20 protein-coding genes are annotated in these 22455 nt (G+C 31.7%); 13 read left to right on the forward strand and 7 right to left on the reverse strand.

Annotated features, from left to right (window positions below; genetic code table 11):
* Window positions 1-3 precede the first annotated feature (3 nt).
* Window positions 4-399 carry a DUF4783 domain-containing protein gene (locus VRU49_RS00270; RefSeq protein WP_330144763.1) on the reverse strand — a complete coding sequence of 132 codons (396 nt, stop codon included), beginning with the start codon at window positions 397-399 and terminating at the stop codon, window positions 4-6.
* Between the two features lie 151 nt (window positions 400-550).
* Between VRU49_RS00270 and gpmI the strand changes: the two genes are divergently transcribed.
* Together gpmI and VRU49_RS00280 are read left to right on the forward strand one after the other, a co-directional pair.
* Window positions 551-2068 carry a 2,3-bisphosphoglycerate-independent phosphoglycerate mutase gene (gene gpmI / locus VRU49_RS00275; protein WP_330144764.1) on the forward strand — a complete coding sequence of 506 codons (1518 nt, stop codon included), beginning with the start codon at window positions 551-553 and terminating at the stop codon, window positions 2066-2068.
* The gene (locus tag VRU49_RS00280; RefSeq protein WP_330144765.1) at window positions 2065-2592 is read left to right on the forward strand and encodes a hypothetical protein; all 528 of its coding nucleotides are present in this window, start codon (window positions 2065-2067) and stop codon (window positions 2590-2592) included. The genes gpmI and VRU49_RS00280 overlap by 4 nt, the downstream gene beginning before the upstream one ends.
* Window position 2593: 1 nt before the next feature.
* Here the strand turns inward: VRU49_RS00280 and VRU49_RS00285 are convergent, their stop codons facing one another.
* On the reverse strand, window positions 2594-3214 hold the full coding sequence (locus VRU49_RS00285) for a tetratricopeptide repeat protein (RefSeq protein ID WP_330144766.1): 621 nt from the start codon (window positions 3212-3214) through the stop codon (window positions 2594-2596).
* Window positions 3215-3507: 293 nt separating this feature from the next.
* On the opposite strand from VRU49_RS00285, the gene lon reads away from it, so the two are divergent.
* Window positions 3508-5964 carry an endopeptidase La gene (lon, locus tag VRU49_RS00290; protein WP_330144767.1) on the forward strand — a complete coding sequence of 819 codons (2457 nt, stop codon included), beginning with the start codon at window positions 3508-3510 and terminating at the stop codon, window positions 5962-5964.
* Between the two features lie 224 nt (window positions 5965-6188).
* The gene (locus tag VRU49_RS00295) at window positions 6189-7139 is read left to right on the forward strand and encodes a lipid A deacylase LpxR family protein (RefSeq protein WP_330144768.1); all 951 of its coding nucleotides are present in this window, start codon (window positions 6189-6191) and stop codon (window positions 7137-7139) included.
* Here VRU49_RS00295 and arfB read toward each other — a convergent pair.
* Complete coding sequence (gene arfB / locus VRU49_RS00300; RefSeq protein ID WP_330144769.1) at window positions 7136-7564, reverse strand: alternative ribosome rescue aminoacyl-tRNA hydrolase ArfB; 429 nt, start codon at window positions 7562-7564, stop codon at window positions 7136-7138. The genes VRU49_RS00295 and arfB overlap by 4 nt on opposite strands.
* 65 nt (window positions 7565-7629) lie before the next feature.
* On the opposite strand from arfB, the gene cmk reads away from it, so the two are divergent.
* The 3 genes from cmk to VRU49_RS00315 all read left to right on the forward strand — a co-directional run bounded on the left by cmk (window position 7630) and on the right by VRU49_RS00315 (window position 11502).
* Window positions 7630-8313, forward strand: a complete 684-nt coding sequence (gene cmk / locus VRU49_RS00305) for a (d)CMP kinase (protein ID WP_330144770.1) — start codon at window positions 7630-7632, stop codon at window positions 8311-8313.
* A gap of 141 nt (window positions 8314-8454) precedes the next feature.
* On the forward strand, window positions 8455-10389 hold the full coding sequence (gene rpsA, locus VRU49_RS00310; RefSeq protein WP_330144771.1) for a 30S ribosomal protein S1: 1935 nt from the start codon (window positions 8455-8457) through the stop codon (window positions 10387-10389).
* Window positions 10390-10548: 159 nt separating this feature from the next.
* A complete protein-coding gene (locus VRU49_RS00315; RefSeq protein ID WP_330144772.1) occupies window positions 10549-11502 on the forward strand; it encodes a zinc dependent phospholipase C family protein in 954 nt (317 codons plus the stop codon).
* Here VRU49_RS00315 and VRU49_RS00320 read toward each other — a convergent pair whose 3' ends face one another.
* The 3 genes from VRU49_RS00320 to VRU49_RS00330 all read right to left on the reverse strand — a co-directional run bounded on the left by VRU49_RS00320 (window position 11503) and on the right by VRU49_RS00330 (window position 13972).
* Window positions 11503-12156, reverse strand: coding sequence for a VTT domain-containing protein (locus VRU49_RS00320; RefSeq protein ID WP_330144773.1), 654 nt, complete (start codon window positions 12154-12156; stop codon window positions 11503-11505).
* A gap of 47 nt (window positions 12157-12203) precedes the next feature.
* Entirely contained in the window at window positions 12204-13328 is a 1125-nt protein-coding gene (gene dnaN / locus VRU49_RS00325) for a DNA polymerase III subunit beta (protein WP_330144774.1), read from the reverse strand.
* Between the two features lie 110 nt (window positions 13329-13438).
* Window positions 13439-13972: an outer membrane beta-barrel protein gene (locus VRU49_RS00330; RefSeq protein WP_330144775.1), complete on the reverse strand. Its 534-nt coding sequence runs from the start codon at window positions 13970-13972 to the stop codon at window positions 13439-13441.
* A gap of 178 nt (window positions 13973-14150) precedes the next feature.
* Here VRU49_RS00330 and VRU49_RS00335 point away from each other — a divergent pair, with 178 nt between their 5' ends.
* Together VRU49_RS00335 and VRU49_RS00340 are read left to right on the forward strand one after the other, a co-directional pair.
* Entirely contained in the window at window positions 14151-15629 is a 1479-nt protein-coding gene (locus VRU49_RS00335; protein WP_330144776.1) for a glycine--tRNA ligase, read from the forward strand.
* A 50-nt stretch (window positions 15630-15679) separates the two neighbouring features.
* A complete protein-coding gene (locus VRU49_RS00340; RefSeq protein ID WP_330144777.1) occupies window positions 15680-16108 on the forward strand; it encodes a hypothetical protein in 429 nt (142 codons plus the stop codon).
* A gap of 47 nt (window positions 16109-16155) precedes the next feature.
* On the opposite strand, the gene VRU49_RS00345 is transcribed toward VRU49_RS00340, so the two are convergent.
* Window positions 16156-17349 carry a C40 family peptidase gene (locus VRU49_RS00345; RefSeq protein ID WP_330144778.1) on the reverse strand — a complete coding sequence of 398 codons (1194 nt, stop codon included), beginning with the start codon at window positions 17347-17349 and terminating at the stop codon, window positions 16156-16158.
* A gap of 108 nt (window positions 17350-17457) precedes the next feature.
* Here VRU49_RS00345 and VRU49_RS00350 point away from each other — a divergent pair, with 108 nt between their 5' ends.
* The 4 genes from VRU49_RS00350 to VRU49_RS00365 all read left to right on the forward strand — a co-directional run bounded on the left by VRU49_RS00350 (window position 17458) and on the right by VRU49_RS00365 (window position 22446).
* The gene (locus VRU49_RS00350; RefSeq protein ID WP_330144779.1) at window positions 17458-19392 is read left to right on the forward strand and encodes an LTA synthase family protein; all 1935 of its coding nucleotides are present in this window, start codon (window positions 17458-17460) and stop codon (window positions 19390-19392) included.
* Window position 19393: 1 nt separating this feature from the next.
* Complete coding sequence (locus VRU49_RS00355) at window positions 19394-19879, forward strand: GtrA family protein (protein WP_330144780.1); 486 nt, start codon at window positions 19394-19396, stop codon at window positions 19877-19879.
* A gap of 79 nt (window positions 19880-19958) precedes the next feature.
* Window positions 19959-21740, forward strand: coding sequence for an aromatic amino acid hydroxylase (locus tag VRU49_RS00360; RefSeq protein WP_330144781.1), 1782 nt, complete (start codon window positions 19959-19961; stop codon window positions 21738-21740).
* A gap of 4 nt (window positions 21741-21744) precedes the next feature.
* The gene (locus VRU49_RS00365; protein ID WP_330144782.1) at window positions 21745-22446 is read left to right on the forward strand and encodes an SDR family NAD(P)-dependent oxidoreductase; all 702 of its coding nucleotides are present in this window, start codon (window positions 21745-21747) and stop codon (window positions 22444-22446) included.
* Window positions 22447-22455 lie beyond the last annotated feature (9 nt).

Here is a 22455-nt window from a genome sequence, read left to right on the forward strand (position 1 = left end):
AGCCTATTTTTCTGATTCAATCTTAAGTTCAGAAATTAAATATCCATTTGAGACTTTATCCATTAAAATAGACACCCTAAATTTTCCATTTTTTGTGGTTAAAATAATAACTCCGTAGCGATATTTAACATTTGTATTTCCTACAGAATGTACCTTTACATAACTTAATGGCGGATTTTTTATAAAAAAGTCTCTTAAAATTTGTTCTGCTTGCGCTTTAGAATAAACATCTTCTTGGTCTAACAAAATTATTTCCAAACTAGAAGAAAAACTTTTTGCAATTTCTTTAGAGTTTGCATTTTTAAAATGCCCATAAAGTGCATCCATTGGATCAGATTGAGCTAATGCAGTATTTGCCAAACTCAATGTGAAAATTAAATATATTAAAACTCTTTTCATTTTAACTGTGACTGTGTGTTTTAATACATATCTAAAATAATGCCAACATTAAAATGACACGATTTACCACAACATGAACAATCAATCCTTTATATTTGTTTAATTAATTGGGCTAATATAATAATTTTTATTAGCCAAAGAACAACAGAGAATGAGTGATAAAAAAGTTGCATTACTAATCTTAGATGGTTGGGGCATTGGAAAAAAAGACAAAACTGACGCTGCTTTTGCGGCAAATACTCCTTTTTTAGATCAATTATTTGAAAAATATCCACATAGTACTTTAGAAGCAAGTGGAGAAGCAGTAGGCTTACCTATTGGACAAATGGGCAACTCTGAAGTTGGTCATATGAATTTAGGCGCTGGAAGAGTCGTTTATCAGGAATTAGGTAGAATAAATAAAGCTATTTCAGATGGTTCCTTTTTTACTAATCCTACCTTATTGGAAAGCTTTAATTATGCAAAAGCCAATCAAAAAAATGTTCATTTTATTGGATTAGTTTCTGATGGAGGAGTTCATGCTCATATTGAACATTTAAAAGCCTTATGTACTGCAGCAAACAACGCTGGAATAACCCATAGTTTTATTCATGCCTTCTTAGATGGACGAGATACAGATCCAAATGGTGGTAAAGGATATATCGAAGACTTAAACAGCTTCATTAAAAATACGCCAACTAAATTAGCCTCATTAGTAGGTCGTTATTATGCAATGGATAGAGATTCGAGATGGGAACGCATTAAAATTGCTTATGATTTATTAACTGGCGCCATAGGAAAACCTACCAACAATCCTATTACAGCAATTGAGGAATCTTATAAAAATGGGATTACCGATGAATTTATGGAACCAATTGTTGTACTTGAAAACAACATTCCAATTGCCAAAATATCAGAAGGAGATGTTGTAATTTGTTTCAATTTTAGAACAGATAGAGGAAGAGAAATAACTTCAGCGTTAACACAAAATGCATATCCCGAGTTTGGTATGCACCCTCTATCTCTGCATTATACTACAATGACTTCATACGATGATAATTTTGAAAACATCAATATTATTTATCAAAAAGATGATTTAAAACTAACCATAGGTGAAGTTCTAGCTCAAAACAATAAGAATCAAATTAGAATTGCAGAAACTGAAAAGTACCCGCATGTTACTTTCTTTTTTTCTGGCGGAAGAGAAAACAGCTTTCATAATGAAAAAAGGATAATGATTCCCTCACCAAAAGTTGCCACATATGATTTGCTACCAGAAATGAGTGCTTTTGGAATAACAAATGCCATATTACCCGAGTTAGAAAATAAATGGGCAGATTTTATTTGTTTAAATTTTGCCAATCCAGATATGGTTGGACATACTGGCGATTTTAATGCTGTAGTTAAAGCTGTTGAAACCATAGATATTTGTACCAAAGTGGTTGTAGAAAACGGATTAAAAAATGGATACAGCTTTGTTATTTTAGCCGATCATGGAAATTCTGAATTTATGATAAATGAAGACGGAAGTGTAAATACGGCACATACTAGTAATCTAGTACCTTGCATTATTATTGATAAAGATGTAAAATCTGTTAAAAATGGAAAATTAGGTGATGTTAGTCCAACTATTCTTAAAATGATGAATATTGATAAACCTAGTATTATGACAGGAAATTGCTTGATATGAACAGAAACATCTATTTTCTAATAATTTTTACTTTTTTATTAAGCGCTTGTGGCACTAAACCATCAGAAAACATTCAAAATGAAATAAGTCAGTTTGATTTAAAAGGCTTTTTTGACAAAGAAGCGTCGAGATTGCAAGCGAAAAACCCTACCGTTACTAAAACAGTTTCGATAAATGGCGAGGCAGAAACCAAAAATCTTACTATTGAAGAATGGAAAAAAGAACTTGAAATTTTTTCTTCAGCAGACATCAATAAAGCGGACTGGAAAGGTGAATTTAAAAAATCAGTAGAAGGAAATAAAGAGATTTATACAACCAATAATCCTAAAATATTAGTAAAAAAATTGGTAATTATTAATGGTGAAAAGACTAAAGAAATTGAGGTAGTAATTTCTAAACAAAATTTAGTTTATGCCTCATCTGACACTTTAAAATATATCCCTGATAGTTTATACGAGATTAAAAAAGTTCAAAAAATTAAATTATTAGATCCTAGAAAATATCTAATAAGAGTAGAATTTTAAACTATTTTAATGAAGTAATTTGGGCTTTAACGTATTTTTCTAAATCTATTATATCCTTTCTAAGTGGTTGAGCCACCAGTATTTTTTGAAAATCTTTAATTGAATTATTAAAAATATTTACAACAGCAACTTTATCTGTAGGTTTTTTAATAGAATAAGATTTAAATACCCCATAATCTTTATATGCAATTCCTCTATTTTGATAATATTGAATTTCATTATCGCTATTTAATTCTATTGCTTTGGTGAAATCTTTTATTGCTGCTAAATAAAACTCTTCTCTTAATGTAGATTGAGCTTCTTTTGGATCATTTGCTATATTTAATCTTGCTTTTCCTCTATAATAATAAGCACTTGCGTCATCCGATTTTAAAGAAAGTAATTTACTATAACTGGTCACACTTTTTTTATTTTCACCAGTTTGGTAATAGGCGTAACTCAGCATTTTTACCACGTTAATGTTATTTGGCGTATTTAAATCTGCTTTCTCCAGAACCGAAACAGCACTTCTAAAATCACCCTTCATAAGCGCTTGCATTCCTTGTTTTTCATGATCCGTTTGAGCGAAACCAGAAACTGAACAAATTGTTAAAAAGAAAAATAATACTTTACGTGTTACCATTAAAAATTAAAATTGAAATATAGTGCCTACTGCAAATAAATAAAAAAAATAGTACTTACCCTATTATTTTTGTTTTTAATAACAATTATCATTCCATCAGAACTAAACTGCAGAACTATAACGCATGTATTATAGAATTATGATACATTCGTAAAATAAAATTTCATGACTTTTTTTCACTCCCCTACTCCAATTTTATGATTGGCATAAGAGTTGAAATTTAAAGTCTATAATTAAATATTGATTTTCATCTGGGCAATACTGACAGATTGTCCAATTAAATAATATACTAAATGAGTAATAAGGATCCTTTTGATTTTGCTTCGGCACTTCCAATCATGAGTGAAGACACGGAATTTTTCCCTCTTATGTCGCAACAAGACGAAGATGAGATGAATAATGAGGAAACGCCAGAAGTTCTACCCATTCTACCATTAAGAAATACAGTTTTATTTCCAGGAGTTGTAATTCCAATTACTGTAGGGAGAGACAAATCCATTAAATTAATAAAAGAGGCGTATAAAGGAAACAGAACCATTGGTGTTGTTTCACAAAAAGATATAACAATTGAAGATCCAACATTTGAAGAATTAAATTCAGTTGGAACAGTTGCGCAAATTATTAAAATGCTTCAAATGCCTGATGGTAACACAACAGTGATTATCCAAGGTAAACAGCGCTTTAGACTAATGGAACAGGTACAGTCTGAACCTTATATTAAAGTTACCATCAAGAAATTTGAAGAAGCAAAGTATAAAAACGATAAAGAATTTAAAGCTTTAATTGCATCAATTAAAGAAATGTCGGCACAAATCATTCAATTGTCGCCCAACATTCCTAGTGAAGCAGGAATCGCTCTAAAAAATATTGAGAGTACTTCTTTCTTAATCAACTTTATTTCATCTAACATGAATGCTGATGTAGCAGACAAACAAAAGATGTTAGAAATGAATAATCTAAGAAAGAGAGCAGAAATGGTTATGGAGTTACTAACCATGGAATTGCAAATGCTTGAATTAAAAAATCAAATACAATCTAAAGTAAGAACTGACTTAGATAAACAACAAAGAGATTATTTTCTAAATCAACAATTAAAAACCATACAAGAGGAATTAGGTGGAAACTCTACTGATTTAGATATAAATAACTTAGAAACCAAGGCAGCAAAGAAAAAATGGAGTGCCGAAATAGCAGCTTATTTTAAAAAAGAAATAGAAAAATTAAGCAGGATGAATCCTGCGGCTCCAGACTATTCAATTCAGATAAATTATTTGGAGTTATTTTTAGATTTACCTTGGAATGAATTTACTAAGGATAATTTTGATTTAGTAAGATCAAGAAAAATCTTAGACAAAGACCATTTCGGCCTAGAAAAAGTAAAACAAAGAATTATTGAATATTTAGCTGTATTAAAGCTAAAAAAAGATATGAAAGCGCCTATTCTTTGTTTAGTTGGCCCTCCTGGGGTAGGTAAAACATCCTTAGGAAAATCTATTGCAAAAGCCTTAAACAGAAAGTATGTGAGAATGGCTTTAGGTGGTGTTAGAGACGAAGCAGAAATTAGAGGGCATAGAAAAACCTATATTGGAGCTATGCCTGGAAGGATAATCCAATCTATTAAAAAAGCTGGATTTTCTAATCCGGTATTTGTCTTAGATGAAATTGATAAAGTTGGCTCTGATTTTAGAGGAGATCCTTCATCAGCGTTATTAGAAGTCTTAGATCCTGAACAAAATAGTGCTTTTAACGACCATTATGTTGAGGTAGATTATGATTTGTCGAACGTACTTTTTATCGCGACAGCCAATTCATTATCTAATATACAAGCACCTTTATTGGATAGAATGGAGATTATTGAAGTAAACGGTTATACAATTGAAGAAAAAATTGAAATAGCTAAGAAATACTTACTTCCAAAACAAAGAGAGCAACATGGTATACATTCTAAAGACATCCAATTAAAACCAGCTTTAATTGAAAAAATAATTGAAGACTATACAAGAGAATCTGGTGTAAGAGGTTTAGAAAAGAAAATTGGCTCGTTGGTTAGAGGAATTGCAACAAAAATTGCAATGGGTGAAGAATATAACCCTAATTTAACTACAGAAGACATTGAGAAAATTCTAGGCGCACCTATTTACGACAAAGATCTTTATGAAAATAATGATGTAGCAGGTGTTGTAACGGGATTAGCTTATACCTCAGTTGGTGGTGATATTTTGTTTATAGAATCAAGCTTAAGTCCAGGAAAAGGAAAATTAACCCTAACAGGAAATTTAGGTGATGTAATGAAAGAATCTGCAACGATTGCATTAGCCTACTTAAGAGCCCATGCTGGGAATTTCGATATAGATCATAAATTATTTGATCAATATGATATCCATATCCACGTTCCTGCAGGAGCAATCCCAAAAGATGGACCATCTGCTGGCATAACTATGTTAACTGCTTTAACATCAGCATTTACCCAACGTAAAGTTAAATCTCATTTAGCTATGACTGGAGAAATAACATTGCGTGGAAAAGTACTTCCTGTTGGCGGCATAAAGGAAAAAATACTTGCTGCAAAAAGAGCGAACATTAAAGAAATAATTCTTTGTAAGAGCAATAGAAAAGACATACTTGAAATAAAGGACACCTATATTAAAGATATGGTATTCCATTATGTTGAAGAAATGTCGGAAGTAATCAACCTAGCCTTAACTCAGGATAAAGTTAAAAAACCTCTTGTTTTACAATTAAATAATTAGATTAATTATTTAATAAACTGAATTTAAATGAAGAAATAGCGATTGTTAAATTACCTATCTAAATAATAGTTTTTTTTTAACCTTTAGCTTATTCTTTTATAGATTAATCGACATTAAAATTCAAGGTGAAAAAAGATGGAAAATAAAAAAAACCTATTAATTTTATCTTTTAACAAGAAAAATAAAGGCTTCGTAAATTACGCATACTTAGGTGATAGATAATAATGAAGAAACTACTAATTACCTTTTTCACCTTTTTTATAATAAAGTCTTCCTTTGCACAAAAGGAAGACTTTAAAAATTCTATCGGATTTAAATCTGACAACGATTCCTATCTGTTTTTTGGACAAGACCAGTACTACACAAATGGTGTTTTCCTATCCTTTCAACACGCCATGGACCAATCTAACTTACAGAAAAATGTAGTTAAAAAGACATGGGGTTTCAGTGCGGCGCATAAAATGTACAGTCCCTATTCAGGTAATGTTAAGTTTGCAAAATACCAAGATAGACCATTTGCAGCTTATCTTTATGGCTCTACAAATTTCAATTGGTATTTTAAGAATGAAGCTGTTTTAAAAACTGAATTACAATTAGGCGTACTTGGAGAGTCTGCTTTTGGAAAGGAAGCACAAGAATTTATTCATGAATTAATAGGTTTTTATGAAATTAATGGATGGCAATATCAGATTAGAGATATGTTTGCTATAAATAGCCAGATTCAATATCAACATTTAATAACAAGAACTGATAATAACAAAGTTGATTTAAGTGCAACAGGACAAATAGATTTTGGCAACATTTATCAAGCAGTTGGATTAGGTCTAAACCTCAGAATAGGCTTGTTTAATCAAATGTTTCAATCAACCTTTACCCAATCTGCTATCTCAAATAAGGCTATAACTCCAAAATTTACAGATAAAGAATTTTACTTCTATTATAAACCATTTATATCTATTAGATCAGTTGATGCCACTATTCAAGGTGGGCATAATACAAATAGCCCGGTTACATTTGGCATAAAACCTTATTTATTTACACAAACCGTTGGTTTGAGTTATAATAAAAGAAGATTTTCTATTGATTACGCGGCACAATTTAACACCAAGGAGATTAAAAGTAAGGCAAAGGCGCATGAATTTGGGACCTTTACATTCAATTATAAATTTAATTAATCAACATTTCTCTTAAAATCGATTTTTCGCCTAAGTGATTTTTGTTTACTCCTAACCACTTTGTCATCTATTCTTTTTTGAATTACTGAAAATGGTACTTTTGTTGGTTTTCTAGTTTTTGAAACAACTAAGCTCTTATCGAGTAGTGCAAACAACTTCGAAATAGCTGTATTTTTATTGACGAGCTGACTTCTACTAATTTGCGAAACAACGTGTAGACTTCCATTTGAATCTAACTTATTGGCTAAAGTTGAATTTAAAAGCTTCAACTCATCTTCATTAAATGCCTGGGAAGCTACAACATTAAACACAATTTCAACTTTAGACGACACCTTATTTACATGTTGTCCGCCCTTCCCTCCACTTCTAGAAGTTTTAAAAATTAACTCCTGTATAATTATCTGTTTTTGGGCGTCAGTGAGCATTGATTTGTGACAATAGGTTTAAAATCAAATCTAAAGAATTTATCCATATTTTCTATCTTTGTGCAATGCGTTCAAATATCATAATAGCAATTGATGGCTATTCTTCATGCGGTAAAAGCACCCTAGCAAAAGCACTAGCAAAGAGATTAAATTTCATTTATGTCGATAGTGGTGCCATGTATAGAGCAACTACTTTATATTTTCTTAATGAAAACGTTGATTTAAATAATGAATTAGAAGTTGAAAATGCTTTAAAAAATTTAGAATTAAACTTTAATTCTAGAGATTATCAATCGCATATAACCTTAAATGGCAAAGAAGTATCTGATGAGATTAGAGAAATGCATGTATCTCAAAAAGTGAGTGAAGTTTCGGCACTTAAAGCTGTCCGCCAAGCTATGGTAAAACAGCAACAAAAAATGGGAAAATCTAAGAATATAGTAATGGATGGAAGAGATATAGGTACACAGGTATTTCCAGATGCACAAATTAAGTTATTTATGGTTGCCGATCCATTAATTAGAGCAGAGCGTAGATATAATGAATTAAAGAAATTGGGTTATAATGATGTGACATTTGACGAGATTTTGGATAATTTAAACAAGAGAGATTATGCAGATACAACACGCAAGGAGAGCCCATTAGTAAAGGCTGATGACGCTATTACATTAGATAATTCTAAACTCACAGAAGCAGAACAACTTGCATTTGCATTAGATAAAGTACGTCCATTTTACAATTTTGAATAATTTTTAAGAGGAAGTAAAGTTGCATAATAATGCAATTCATTAAATATCAACAAACTAATTCAAAATAAACTTTCCTTTTGTTTATAAAATTTCTTATCTTTGCGGTCCGTCAAAAGACGGAACAAAGGAGATAATTAATTAATGGCAAAAAAACAAGCAGCAGAAAAAGAACTTCAGGCTAAAACAGCCGAATTGCAAGGTGCAGACGCTCGTCTTAACCAAAAAGAAACAATTGAATCAGAAGCTGATTCAGTATCGATCGAAGAGATCAAATCACAATTAGCTACACCAGATCAAGATTTTGACTGGGATGCGGACGACAAAGTATTCGGAAATTACAATGAAGCAGACCGTAAAAAGTTTGAAGAAATGTATTCAGATACTTTCAATCAGATCACACAAGGTGAGATCATCAGCGGTACAGTTGTTTCTATTAACAACAAAGACGTAGTACTTAACGTTGGATTTAAGTCTGACGGTCTTGTATCTGCATCAGAGTTCCGTGATACACCAAATTTAAAAATTGGTGATCAAGTTGATGTTTTTGTTGAAGCACCAGAAGATGTGAATGGACAATTAATCCTTTCACGTAAGAGAGCTAAAACTCAAAAATCTTGGGATACTATTAACGAAGCGTTGGATAATGACACAATTATCAATGGTTTTGTTAAGAGTCGTACTAAAGGTGGTTTAATTGTTGATATTATGGGTGTGGAAGCATTCCTTCCTGGATCTCAAATTGACATTAAACCTATCCGTGACTACGATGTTTACGTTGGAAAAACTATGGAATTCAAAGTTGTTAAAATCAACCATGAATTTAAAAACGTTGTAGTTTCTCACAAAGTATTAATTGAAGACGATTTAGAAAGTCAAAAAGTTGAAATTGTATCTAAACTTGAAAAAGGTCAAGTATTAGAAGGTACAGTTAAAAATATTACTGATTTCGGTGTATTCATCGACTTAGGTGGTGTTGACGGCTTATTACATATTACAGATATTAGCTGGGGCCGTATCGAGCATCCAAAAGAAGTACTTACATTAGATCAAAAAATCAATGTAGTAGTATTAGATTTTGATGATGAGAAAAAACGTATTGCTTTAGGTTTAAAACAATTAACTTCTCACCCTTGGGAGAATTTAGATGCTGACTTAACAGTTGGTTCTAAAGTAAAAGGTAAAATTGTTACTGTTGCTGATTACGGTGCTTTCTTAGAAATTATTCCTGGAGTTGAAGGTTTAATCCACGTTTCAGAAATGAGCTGGTCACAAAACTTACGTAGCCCTCAAGAATTCTTAAAAGTTGGTGACGAAATCGAAGCTGAAGTTTTAACTTTAGACAGAGAAGAGCGCAAAATGAGCTTAGGTATCAAACAATTAACTCAAGATCCTTGGCAAAATGTTTCTGAAAAATATCCAATCGGAAGCAAACATACTGCAATCGTTAAAAACATGACAAACTTTGGAGTTTTCGTTGAAATCGAAGAAGGTATCGACGGATTAATCCATATTTCTGATTTAAGCTGGTCTAAAAAAATAAACCATCCTAACGAATTCACTAAAGTTGGTGATTCATTAGAAGTAGTTGTTTTAGAATTAGATGTTGAAAACAGAAAATTAAGTTTAGGTCACAAACAATTAGAAGAAAACCCTTGGGATACTTTTGAAACTATCTTTACATTAGATTCAATTCACCAAGGAACTGTTGTTAAAGTGGCTGATAAAGGTGCTGTTATCGCTTTACCTTATGGTGTTGAAGGATTCGTTCCTACTAAACATATGGTTAAAGAAGAAGGTGGTTCTCTTAAAAATGACGAAGTTGCTGATTTCCGTATCATCGAGTTTAATAAAGATGCTAAACGTATCGTTGTTTCTCACGCTCGTATTTGGGAAGAAGCTAAAGCTGAATTAGTAGCTGAAGAAAGAGCAACTAAGAAAAAAGAAGCTAAAGCAAGCAGCAATGCAGTTAAAAAAGTAAAAGAAAATGTAGAAAAATCTACTTTAGGTGATCTTGATGTTCTTGCTCAATTAAAAGAGCAAATGGAAGGTGAAGAAAGCAAAAAGAAAGGTAAATAATCTACTTTATCGATATAAAAACTCCTCAATTATTTGAGGAGTTTTTTTTTGCTTAAAATTTCGACAAAATACCAAATCAATAAAATCTTAATTCATAAATAAATAACTTTATGCTTCTTATCTCCTAACCCCCAGTATCACTCATTAAATAAATATAAAATGAGAAAAATAGGTTTAAGGATAATAATTTCATCAATACTAATTTGCTGTCTTTCTAGTTGGGGATTTTTTGGGCATGAACAAATAAATAAATCCGCCATTTATACATTACCTGAAGAAATTATTTTATTCTTTAAAACCAATCAAGACTATATCATTAAACATGCCTCAGACCCAGATAAAAGGCGCTATATTGACACTTTAGAAGGCGCGCGACATTATTTAGACGTGGAGCTATTTGAGCCCAACATTGATAGCATTCCCAGAAATTATCAAGATGCAGTTAATAAATACGGAATAAATAAGCTTAATAAGCAAGGTGTACTTCCTTGGCAAATTCAAAAAACAAGTTCCCTGTTAACCCATGCCATGAAAATTAAAGATGGCCATCAGATTTTAAAATATGCTACAGAATTAGCCCATTATATAGGAGATGCACATGTCCCTTTACATACAACTGAAAACCATAATGGACAATTAACCAATCAACATGGTATTCATGGCTTCTGGGAAAGTAGAATTCCTGAACTATATTTTGATTCCTATAATCTATGGACTGGGAAAGCAAAATACATTTCCAACACATTACTAGAATCTTGGTTCATTGTAAAGAGTTCAAACTTATTAGTGGATTCAGTTTTAAAAATTGAAAAAAAAGTTGATAGCATATTCCCTTCTGATAAAAAATTCACCTTTTCTAAACGAAAAAATATTTTGGTAAAACAATATGCTAAAGATTACTGCGAAGCTTATCAAAAACTATCTAATAATTTAACGGAAAGAAGATTTAGATCCTCCATACAATCGATAGGGAATTTTTGGTTTACTGCTTGGGTAAATGCAGGTCAGCCGTACTTAAATAATATAAAAATAAAATTTCCGCAAAAAATAAAGAGACAAAAAAAAGTGCCATCTATAAAAATAGATAGCACTTTATTAAATGGTAGAATATAACTATTCTTCAGTCTTTTTTACAAATTTTGATCTAACAGCTGCCCAAATTGCTGGGAAAAAAGTAACTACTGCAATCGTTATAATTACAATATCAAAATTATTTTTTATGATTGGAATTTGCCCTAATAAATAACCGGCTAACAACAAACTTGAGATCCATGAAACGCCACCAATAACATTAAAATAAGTAAACCTTCCTATAGGCATTTTAGCAACACCCGCCACAAATGGCGCTATTGTTCTAAAAATTGGAAGGAATCTACTAAAAACTATTGCCTTGCCCCCGTGTTTTTCAAAAAACTCATGAGATTGGTGATAATACTTTAGTTTTAGAATTCTATTTCCTTCTTTAAAAACAGAAACTCCGAAAATACTTCCTAATTTATAATTCAATGAGTTACCAGCTATTGCGGCGATGATTAGCAAAAGCATCATTATCCAAATATTTAAACCTGTTGCTCCGCCTGCAATTAATGCGCCTACTGCGAACAACATTGAATCACCAGGTAAAAAAGGTGTAACAACAAATCCAGTTTCTGCAAAAATTATGATAAACAGGATTAAGTAAGTCCATGTTTTATATTCACTAACAATTTCTACAAGGTGTTTATCAATATTTATAATAAAATCTACCAGTTGGTTTAATAATTCCATATCTCTTCTTTAAGTGATAAAATACTTATCACTATTAATCTCTGTTTTTAGTTATAATTATTAAGCATTACCGGCATCACCAACATCAACACGTTTTCTTGATCGTCGTTAGTTTGAGGAATTAATAAACCTGCTCTATTAGGCGTAGAAAGCTCTAAAGTAACCTCATCTCCACTCAAATTGGTTAACATTTCTATTAAGAACTTTGCATTAAAACCGATTTCAATATCTTCTCCTTCATATTGACAGCTTAAACGCTCGTGAGCTTCATTTGCAAAATCTAAATCTTCAGAAGAAATATGCAATTCGCTTCCACTAATTTTTAATCTTACTTGATGAGTGGTTTTATTAGCAAAAATAACCACCCTTCTTAAAGTATTTAAAAATAATCCTCTGTCAATTAATAATTTATTTGGATTATTTGTTGGAATTACCGCTTCATAATCAGGATAACGTTCGTCAATTAATCGGCAAACTAAATTTATGTTTTCAAATTTAAAAAATGCACTAGTTGCGTTATAATCAACTGAAACTTCAACGTCTGCATTTGGAAGTGCTGCTTTTAGAAGCGTTAAAGCTTTTTTAGGCAAAATAAATGAAGCAGCTTTGTCGGCTTTACAATCTGTTCTTCTGTAACGAACAAGCTTATGAGCATCAGTAGCTACAAAAGTTATACTTTGTGGGGAAAGCTGACAATAAACTCCCGTCATAGCTGGACGTAACTCATCGCTACTTACAGCAAAAATAGTTTTATTGATAGCTTCTGATAAAGCAGAAGCAGGTAGCATAACTGATGATGCGTTTTCAACTACTGGTATTTTAGGAAAATCATCTCCATTCTCGCCGCTTAATTTGTATTTACCATCTCCTGCACTGATCTCAATTGAGAAAGTATTATCATCGATATTAAAGGCTATTGGCTGGTCTGGCAACGTTTTTAACGTATCTAGTAGAATTCTGGATGGAACAGCCACTTTTCCAGACTCTTTAGATTCTACAGATAAAGATGTAGTCATACTCGTCTGAAGATCAGTAGCAGATATAGTTAAATTACCATCTGCGATTTCGAAAAGAAAATTTTCTAATATTGGTAAAACTGTACTGCTGCTACTTGCACCATTAACAGTTTGTAAATGCTTTAAAAGCGTTGAAGTAGAAACTATAAATCTCATTTTATTTGCTTAATTATCAAAAATAAAAAAATTAACCAGCATACTTGCTCAATTATTTAAAATGTTGATAAATTCAAAACAATACTAACACTTTAGCGCACCGTTTAATATTATTTACCCAAAACAATTGCGGTCCTCAATCCAAGAAAATTAGAGGAAGTATTTTTTATCCAAGATTCATATCTAAAGCCTAAATCCAATTTCATACGCCCGCCTAATCCAAATTCGACTCCAACACCAGGAGAATAAATAAATGAAATGCCCATATTAGTATTTTTTGAAGAAATACTCATTCCAGTCTCAGCTTCACCATAAATTTTAGGGCCAAAATAATATTTTACCCCCCCCTTAACGGGCACATATTCTGCAATCCTTTTTAATTTCCCATTTCCTAGGTTTGTTTGTTTGGAAAAACTTAAAAAGCCTGCTCTTGCTGTCAATGAAATTTTATCAGCAAGAGATTTTTCTAAACTAAATGAAAATCCTATCCCCCATTTGTATAATTCAGAATAATCTCCCACAGCAAATGCATTTTCTAACCCTAATTTCAGCCTATTTCTGTTTACATCTTGGGCAGAAACACTGGAACTTTGGAACAGAAAAAACAGACCAGCTATCAGTCCAACTTTAAAGATTTTAATCATTTATTTATCCGTCTTCCTATATTTTTCAACAACTCAACTAATCAAATTAATGCTTAGGTTATATTTTATTTATTATCTGTAAAAATAAGTGAAAATTATTAGTTTTCAATCAGCTCAAATAGCAAAAATACCAGTTATAAGTTTACTTAAATTCCTTTCTTTAATCTATCTTTGTAGTATGGCTAAAACGAACGAAGATCAATTTAAAAATGTTATATCCCACGCTAAAGAATATGGTTTCGTATTCCAAAGTAGTGAAATTTATGATGGATTAAGTGCTGTTTACGATTACGGACAATTAGGTGCTGAATTAAAAAACAACATTAAAACTTATTGGTGGAAATCAATGGTACAAATGCATGAAAATATTGTAGGTATAGATTCTGCAATATTTATGCATCCAAAAGTTTGGAAAGCAAGTGGTCACGTAGACGGGTTTAATGACCCAATGATAGACAATAAAGACTCGAAAAAAAGATATCGTGCTGATCAACTTCTCGAAGATAAAATAGAAAGATATAAAAAAGATGGCAAGACCAATAAAGCAGAAGAACTCCAAGCTGCTATGGACGACGCTCTTCAAAACGAGGATCTTCCTCAATTAAAAGCTTTAATAGAACAACATGAAATAGCTTGTCCGGTTAGCGGCACAAGAAATTGGACAGAGGTTAGACAGTTTAACTTAATGTTTAGCACTCAATTTGGAGCAATGGCAGAAGGAAGTGATGCCGTTTATTTACGTCCTGAAACTGCACAAGGAATTTTTGTTAACTTCTTAAATGTTCAGAAATCTGGAAGAATGAAAATTCCATTTGGAATTGCTCAGATAGGAAAAGCATTTAGAAATGAAGTAATTGCTCGTCAATTCATTATGCGTATGCGTGAATTTGAACAAATGGAAATGCAATTTTTTGTTCGTCCTGGAGAAGATGGTAAATGGTTTGAATATTGGAAAGCTGAAAGATTAAAATGGCACAAAGCTTTAGGAACAAGTCCAGAAAAATACAGATTCCATGATCATGTTAAATTAGCTCATTACGCCAATGCAGCAACAGATATAGAATTCGAATTTCCATTCGGATTTAAAGAAGTTGAAGGTATACATAGTCGTACCGATTTCGACTTAAAACAACATGAAGCTTTTTCTGGGAAGAAAATGCAATATTTTGATAATGACCTTAACGAAGATGGAAAACCATTTGGTAATTATGTACCTTATGTAATTGAAACCTCAATTGGGTTAGACAGAATGTTCTTATTAACCATGATTCAAGCTTATGAAGAACAAGATTTAAGCGATGGCGAAAAACAAGATAGTCGTACTGTTTTACACTTACATCCTTGCTTAGCCCCTATTAAAGCTGCTATTCTGCCATTAACGAAGAAAGATGGATTACCTGAAAAAGCAAGAGAAATTATGGACATGTTAAAATTTGATCATAATTTAACTTATGAAGAAAAAGACAGTATTGGTAAACGCTATAGAAGAATGGATGCCATTGGAACACCTTTCTGTATTACAATAGATCACCAAAGCTTAGAAGACAATACCGTTACTATAAGACATAGAGACTCTATGGAACAAGAACGCGTTGCTATAGTCGACCTACCAAAAATTATAGGCGACAAAGTAAGCTGGAAAAACTTACTTTCATAAAACATAAAAACCGCTAATTTTCATTAGCGGTTTTTTTATAAGTTAGTAGTATGAAAAAGCTCTATGTTTTAACTGGCTTAATACTTTTAGCACAAGTATGTGCTGCTTGCTCTTGCATTACAAAAAGTTTAGAAAAAAACTACCAAGAAAGTAGTCAAGTTGCAGTTGTTAAGGTAGTTAAAATCAATTATGACCCTAATAATGATGCCTTATTAATTTTAAACGTTGAAACAATTAATCAATTAAAAGGTAAAAAATCAACCAAATACAAAACTGACGCTTTATTCTATAAAAATCCTACAAAAGCAGGCATCACTGGAAAATATGATTGTGTTTTTGACATTAAAGTTGGAAGTACATGGATTTTATTTGCTTCCAAAAATGATGGCCTACCCTATTTCCAATACTGCTCCTATTCTACTGATAACAAGCAAAGAATTAGTAAAATAATAGCAGAAATTAAAAATTTCACTACATAATTATTCACTAAAAAACTAGGAATACACTACTACGAAATTATAAACGTTTATTTATACCACCCGTGGTTTTCTACTTTTGTAATTTCTGGTTTTCCTACATTATTCAACACACGTTTAGCACTAACGATATTAGAAACTGCTGTATCGTAAGTAGGATCATTTGGGTAAAGGCTACTAATTTTTACCATTCCAGCAGATTGGATCATTTTTCCATCGCCCATATAAATGGCCACGTGCGTAACTCTACCTTCCAAACTTCCTGGCTTTTTAGATCCAGCAAAAAACAACAAATCGCCTGGCAATAAATTTTTAACAGCTTTAACAACATCAAAATTATTAGCTGTAATCACCTCTACTGGAGTCCCTACTAAAACTTGTTGCGAAGCATCTCTAGGTAAAATTATACCATTCAAGAAAAAAGCAGTTTTAGTAAATCCACTACAATCCATTCCCTTGATTGAAGTTCCACCCCACAGGTAAGGAACACCAATAAATTTATTTGCTGAATTTAAGATATTACCTGCGTTAGGTAATCCCTTCGACAACCAATTTTTATATGATTCTGTCTTATTTTTTTCAACATAACCCATTCTCTTATCTGGGAACTCTACCTTAATGAAAGTGCCACTTTCACCTATATTTTTTAGAATATTACCACTTACTAAGTCAGACACACGAGCAGATTCTTTATTAGGTTCAGAATAAACATGTCCGTAATCTGCAGAAATAATAATTTTTTCGGCAGCTTTCCAAGCTTGTAATTCTTCTAATGTCATATCTTTAATAGCAGCGCCATCTACCCACGACAAATATCCTTCGGGTGTTCTAACATAAAAAAATCCTGATTGTTTCTTTAATACTTCAACCGGTGTTCCCATTAAAATTTGAGTAACCAATTCGGCTGAATGAGCAGGATTTAATCTATTGTTGGCAACTGATAAATTGGCAACTCCATAAATTTTACCTTTTAAATTAGCGTCTGGCAATAATATCTTTTTAATTTTAGGATTATTCGCAGCCTTAAATTGCATATTAAAAGCCTTTAATGCTTCTTCTGAAGAACTTTCAATAATAGCCGTATCTTTCTTATAGCTTAACACAAAATGAACTGACCTTTTATCTGGTGCTTTTTCCTTCTTAACTTTTGAAAAAGTGGCATTTAAACTCGCCGTATCCAAATTTTGTGCCTTTAAAACAGAAGCACTTATAAAGAAAAACAAAAAGAAAAGTGATTTTTTCATTACGGGTAAATTAGCTATTTTTATTATTGCTCAATTAAATTACTTAGCAATTATACTGAAATTTTAATAATTAAGAGGTATTTAATAACTTGCAACTCTTCAAAAATCATGCTCAAGAAAACTTATTTTAATGTAAATATTTACATTGCTTTATTATATCGCATAATTTCATTAATGCTTATTTTCTCTTTATGTAGATTAGGTTTTTACTTAATTAATAAAGAACTATTTGATGATTTATCGCTAGCACAACAATCCAGAATATTTTTAGGTGGGCTAAAATTTGATATCGTAGCCATCATATATTTCAACATTCTCTATATTTTGTTGCAAATTATACCTTGGGAATTAAAATACAACACCTTATATCAAAACATTAGTAAATGGATTTTTATTGTATTTAATGCTATAGCTATTCTTTTCAATTTTGTAGACTTTGCTTACTATAAATTCACATTAAAAAGAACCACATTTACGGTATTTAATCAGTTCTCTGAAGAACAAAACCTTTCTAAACTCTTTTTCCAGTTTATTCTAGATTATTGGTATTTAACCTTATTCTATATCCTATTTATCTATTTATTAGTCCAATTTTACAATACGATAAAAATTAAGGTTATTAAAAAATTCACCCCAAAAACGTATTTATTTCAAACACTAACCCTGATTTTAGTTGTTGGATTATGCGTTATAGGTGTAAGAGGCGGTTGGAGACATAGTACGAGACCTATAACCTTAAGTAATGCAGGAGAATTTGTAAGCAAACCTGCTGAAATGAGTATTGTCTTAAACACACCATTTACATTAATAAAAACGATTGGCTCTAGTGTTTTAACACCTGTTAACTATTTTAATGATAACGACTTAGTGAAATTATACAACCCAATAAACTATCCAGAACAAAAGACCTTTAACAAAAAAAATGTGGTCATAATAATAGTTGAAAGCTTAGGGAGAGAACATATTGGTGGTTTAAATAAAAATATACAGAATGGCAAATACAAGGGCTATACGCCATTCCTAGACAGCTTAATTGATCATAGTTTTATTTTTCCGAATTCTTATGCCAATGGCAGAAAATCAATAGATGCACTGCCATCTATTATCTCTGGAATTCCGTCGATAAATGAGCCTTATGTTTTAAGTCCATATTCAGGTAATAAAACAACAAGTATTGCTAAACTATTAGCAAATGAGGGTTATGAAACTTCTTTCTTTCATGGTGCACCTAATGGTTCGATGGGATTTTCGAGCTATATTAATTTAGCTGGAGTAAAAAGTTATTATGGAAAAACCGAATACAATAATGATGATGATTTTGATGGAATGTGGGGCATTTGGGATGATCCATTTTTACAATTTATGGCAAAAAAATTAAACACCTTTAAAACACCATTTTTTTCTGCCGTGTTTACCGTTTCATCACATCATCCATTTAAAGTACCTGCAAAATATGAAGGGAAATTCCCTAAAGGACCATTAGAAGTTCAAGAAACCATAGGTTATACTGATATGGCACTTAGAAATTTCTTTAATGCGGTTAAAAATCAGCCTTGGTATAAAAACACATTATTTGTAATAACTGCAGACCACGCTACCGTTTCCTACTTACCAGAATACCAAACTGTAGCTGGAGATTTTTCTGTCCCAATATTCTTCTATACACCAGATGGCAGCTTAGTAGGAAAATCTGATAATTTAATCCAGCAAATAGACATATTACCAACAGTATTAAACTATCTAAATTATCCAAAACCATTCTTTTCATTTGGATTTAATGCATTCTCTGAAAAAAACGACAACTTTGTAATTAACAATAATAATGGGGTTTATAATTTTTTCAAAGACAACTATCTATTATTAAACAATGGAAAAGAAACTGTTGGATTATATGATTTAAGTACCGACAGATTAATGAAAAAAGATTTGAAAGGATTACAGCCCATACAAAAAGACTTAGAAAACCATTTCAACGCCTTTATACAACAGTATACAAATAGAATGATAAACGATGAGCTAACTTTAGAAAGCGAAAAAAACTAATATGAGAAAAGCGCTTTTAAAAATTATTGATTTCTTTTATCCTTTAGCCTCTAAATGGTTGTCTATTGCCACTTTTAGATATTTAGCTACAGGCGGAACAACAGCCTGTTTAAGTATTGTAGGTTATTTTATTATCTATAACTATATTTTACAACAGCAAGATATTAAACTAGGCAAATACTTAATTACTGCGCATACTTTGTCGCTCATCATAAATTCTGTATTAACCTTTCTAACAGGATTTGTATTAAATAAGTATTTGGTATTTACCACCTCCACATTAAAAGGAAGGATACAATTATTTAGATATGGCACCATATTTACCATCAACATACTTTTAAATTTTGCTTTTTTAAAAATATTAGTTGAAGGTTTACACTTTTACCCCTCCATTGCTAATGCCATAATAACTATTGTACTTGGACTATTTAGTTATTTTTCTCAAAAGTATTTTTCATTTAAAATTAAAAAGACCAGTTCTAGGTAAAAATATCGCGAATAAAGCCGTGTTTTGTTTGACATAGCCCCTATTTAATGCTAAATTAGCAATTCTAGAATGCGAAAAAATGAACGACTTTAATGATTTTGGAAACGAGCAAGTAAAAAATTTACCAAAACACTTACGACAATATATTGTACCTCAAAATTATGAGAAATACACTCCTATTGATCAAGCAGTGTGGCGTTATGTTATGCGCCAAAATTATAGTTATTTAAAAGAAGTTGCCTATTATCCATACATAAAAGGTTTAAGTAGGGCCGGATTATCAATCGAACAAATCCCAGACTTACAAACCATGAACGATAACTTAGGAAAAATTGGATGGGGAGCAGTTACTGTTGATGGATTTATTCCTCCCGCAGCTTTCATGGAGTATCAGGCTTACAGAGTTTTAGTAATAGCAGCCGACATAAGACAATTAAATCACATTGAATATACACCAGCGCCAGATATTATTCATGAAAGCGCAGGACACGCCCCAATTATAGCTGATACCGATTACAACAACTACCTAAGCTATTTTGGTTCAATTGGAACAAAAGCAATGTTCTCAGCTAAAGATTTTGAATTATATGAAGCAATTAGAAATTTATCTATTCTAAAAGAAGCGGTTGACTCAAAAGAAGAAGACATTGCAGCAGCTGAAAAAAAGCTAGCTTATATTTCTGAAAATATGGGCGAACCGTCTGAAATGGCTTTACTTAGTCGATTACATTGGTGGACAGTTGAGTACGGGTTAATTGGGACTTTAGAAAATCCTAAAATTTATGGCGCAGGTCTATTATCATCAATAGGTGAAAGTTCTAGTTGTATGAATCCGAATGTAGAAAAATTATGGTATAATTTAGATACAGTAAATTATTCGTACGATATTACTAAGCCTCAACCACAACTATTTGTTACCCCAACTTTTCAAAACTTAATAGACGTTTTAGAAGCATTTGCCAATACTATGGCATTTAGAGTGGGTGGTGCAGAAAGTGTATTAAAAGCCATTGAATGCAAAAACGTGGCAACCTTAGTCTATAATTCAGGTTTACAAGTTACGGGTATATTTACCGATTTAGGACTTAATGAACAGAACGAAGTTACTTTTATAAAATCAACCGGCCCAACTGCATTAGCTTTTAACAATAAAGAACTGGTTGGTCATAGTAAAGCTTATCATAAGGATGGTTTTTCATCGCCAGTTGGCAAACTTTCAAATTGTTCAACACCATTAGAAAAAATGGGCTTTGATGAATTAAAAAATTCGGGCATTGAAGTCAATAAAAAAGCTCAGTTAATATTTGAAAGCGGCATAGAAGTTAATGGTATTGTAGAACAAATTCTGATTAAGGATGGTCAGTTATTACTCATAACCTTCAATGAATGTACAGTTAAAGAATCAAACGGAAATATACTTTTTATGCCTGAATGGGGTAAATACGATATGGCAATTGGCTCAACAATAATTTCTGTATTCAATGGGGCGGCTGATAAAGAATCTTACGAAGATTTATTACCAGTAAGTAGCACTTCCACTTTAAAAGTAGAATATAATGAAGAAACCTTAGCTCTGCATAATTTATATCAAGAAATTAGAGACATTAGGAACAGTAATTCTGGATTCGAAAAAATCCCAAGCATTTGGGAAACACTAAAAAATAACCATAGAAAAGATTGGTTATTGCCATTAGAAATATTGGAAATAACTAACATTCAAAACATACATCCAGGTGTTAAAAAAGAAATTCAAATATTTCTTGAATTAAAATTATCTGCTGAACCCACTTTAAAAAAACTGATTACAGACGGATTATATATCATAGAAAACCCTGTTAACCAAGAGAGCATCTTATCTTAAAATCATGAATATCATAGTAACTGGAGCGAGTAGCGGAATAGGATTCGAAACCGTATTAGAATTAGCATTACAAAAAGGCCATAAAATTATGGCTATTGCCAGAAATGCTGATAAATTAAGAAAACTATTAGAAATAGCTAAAGGTTTAAATCCAGACTGTGAATTATATCCGGTATCATTTGATTTAACAAAAGATAATTTTTCTGCTTTAACACCCTTAATAGAGGACAAATTTGGGAAGGTTGATATATTAATCAATAATGCTGGAGCCTTAGTAAATAAGCCCTTTTTAGAAACTACAGAGGAAGACTTATACTCCATGCTTCAAACCAATGTGGTTAGTCATTTCGTTTTCATCCAACAAATTTATCAATTGTTTAACACGGGTGCTCATATTGTAAATATTGGAAGTATGGGTGGATTTCAAGGATCTGAAAAATTCCCTGGACTTTCGGCCTATTCTTCAAGCAAAGCGGCTTTACATGTTTTAACAGAATGTTTAGCTGCCGAGTTTAAAGAGCAAAACATTAAAGTAAATTGTTTAGCCTTAGGTTCTGCACAAACTGAAATGTTAGAGGCAGCATTTCCAGGATATGAAAGCCCGGTTTTGGCATTTGAAATGGGTAAATATGTGGCTGATTTTGCCTTAAAAGGGCATAAATTTTTCAACGGCAAAATTTTACCAGTAGCATTAACAACTCCTTAACATTTGCTA

This window comes from Pedobacter flavus (assembly GCF_036324285.1).
In the GTDB taxonomy this organism is placed as follows: Bacteria; Bacteroidota; Bacteroidia; order Sphingobacteriales; family Sphingobacteriaceae; genus Pedobacter; species Pedobacter flavus.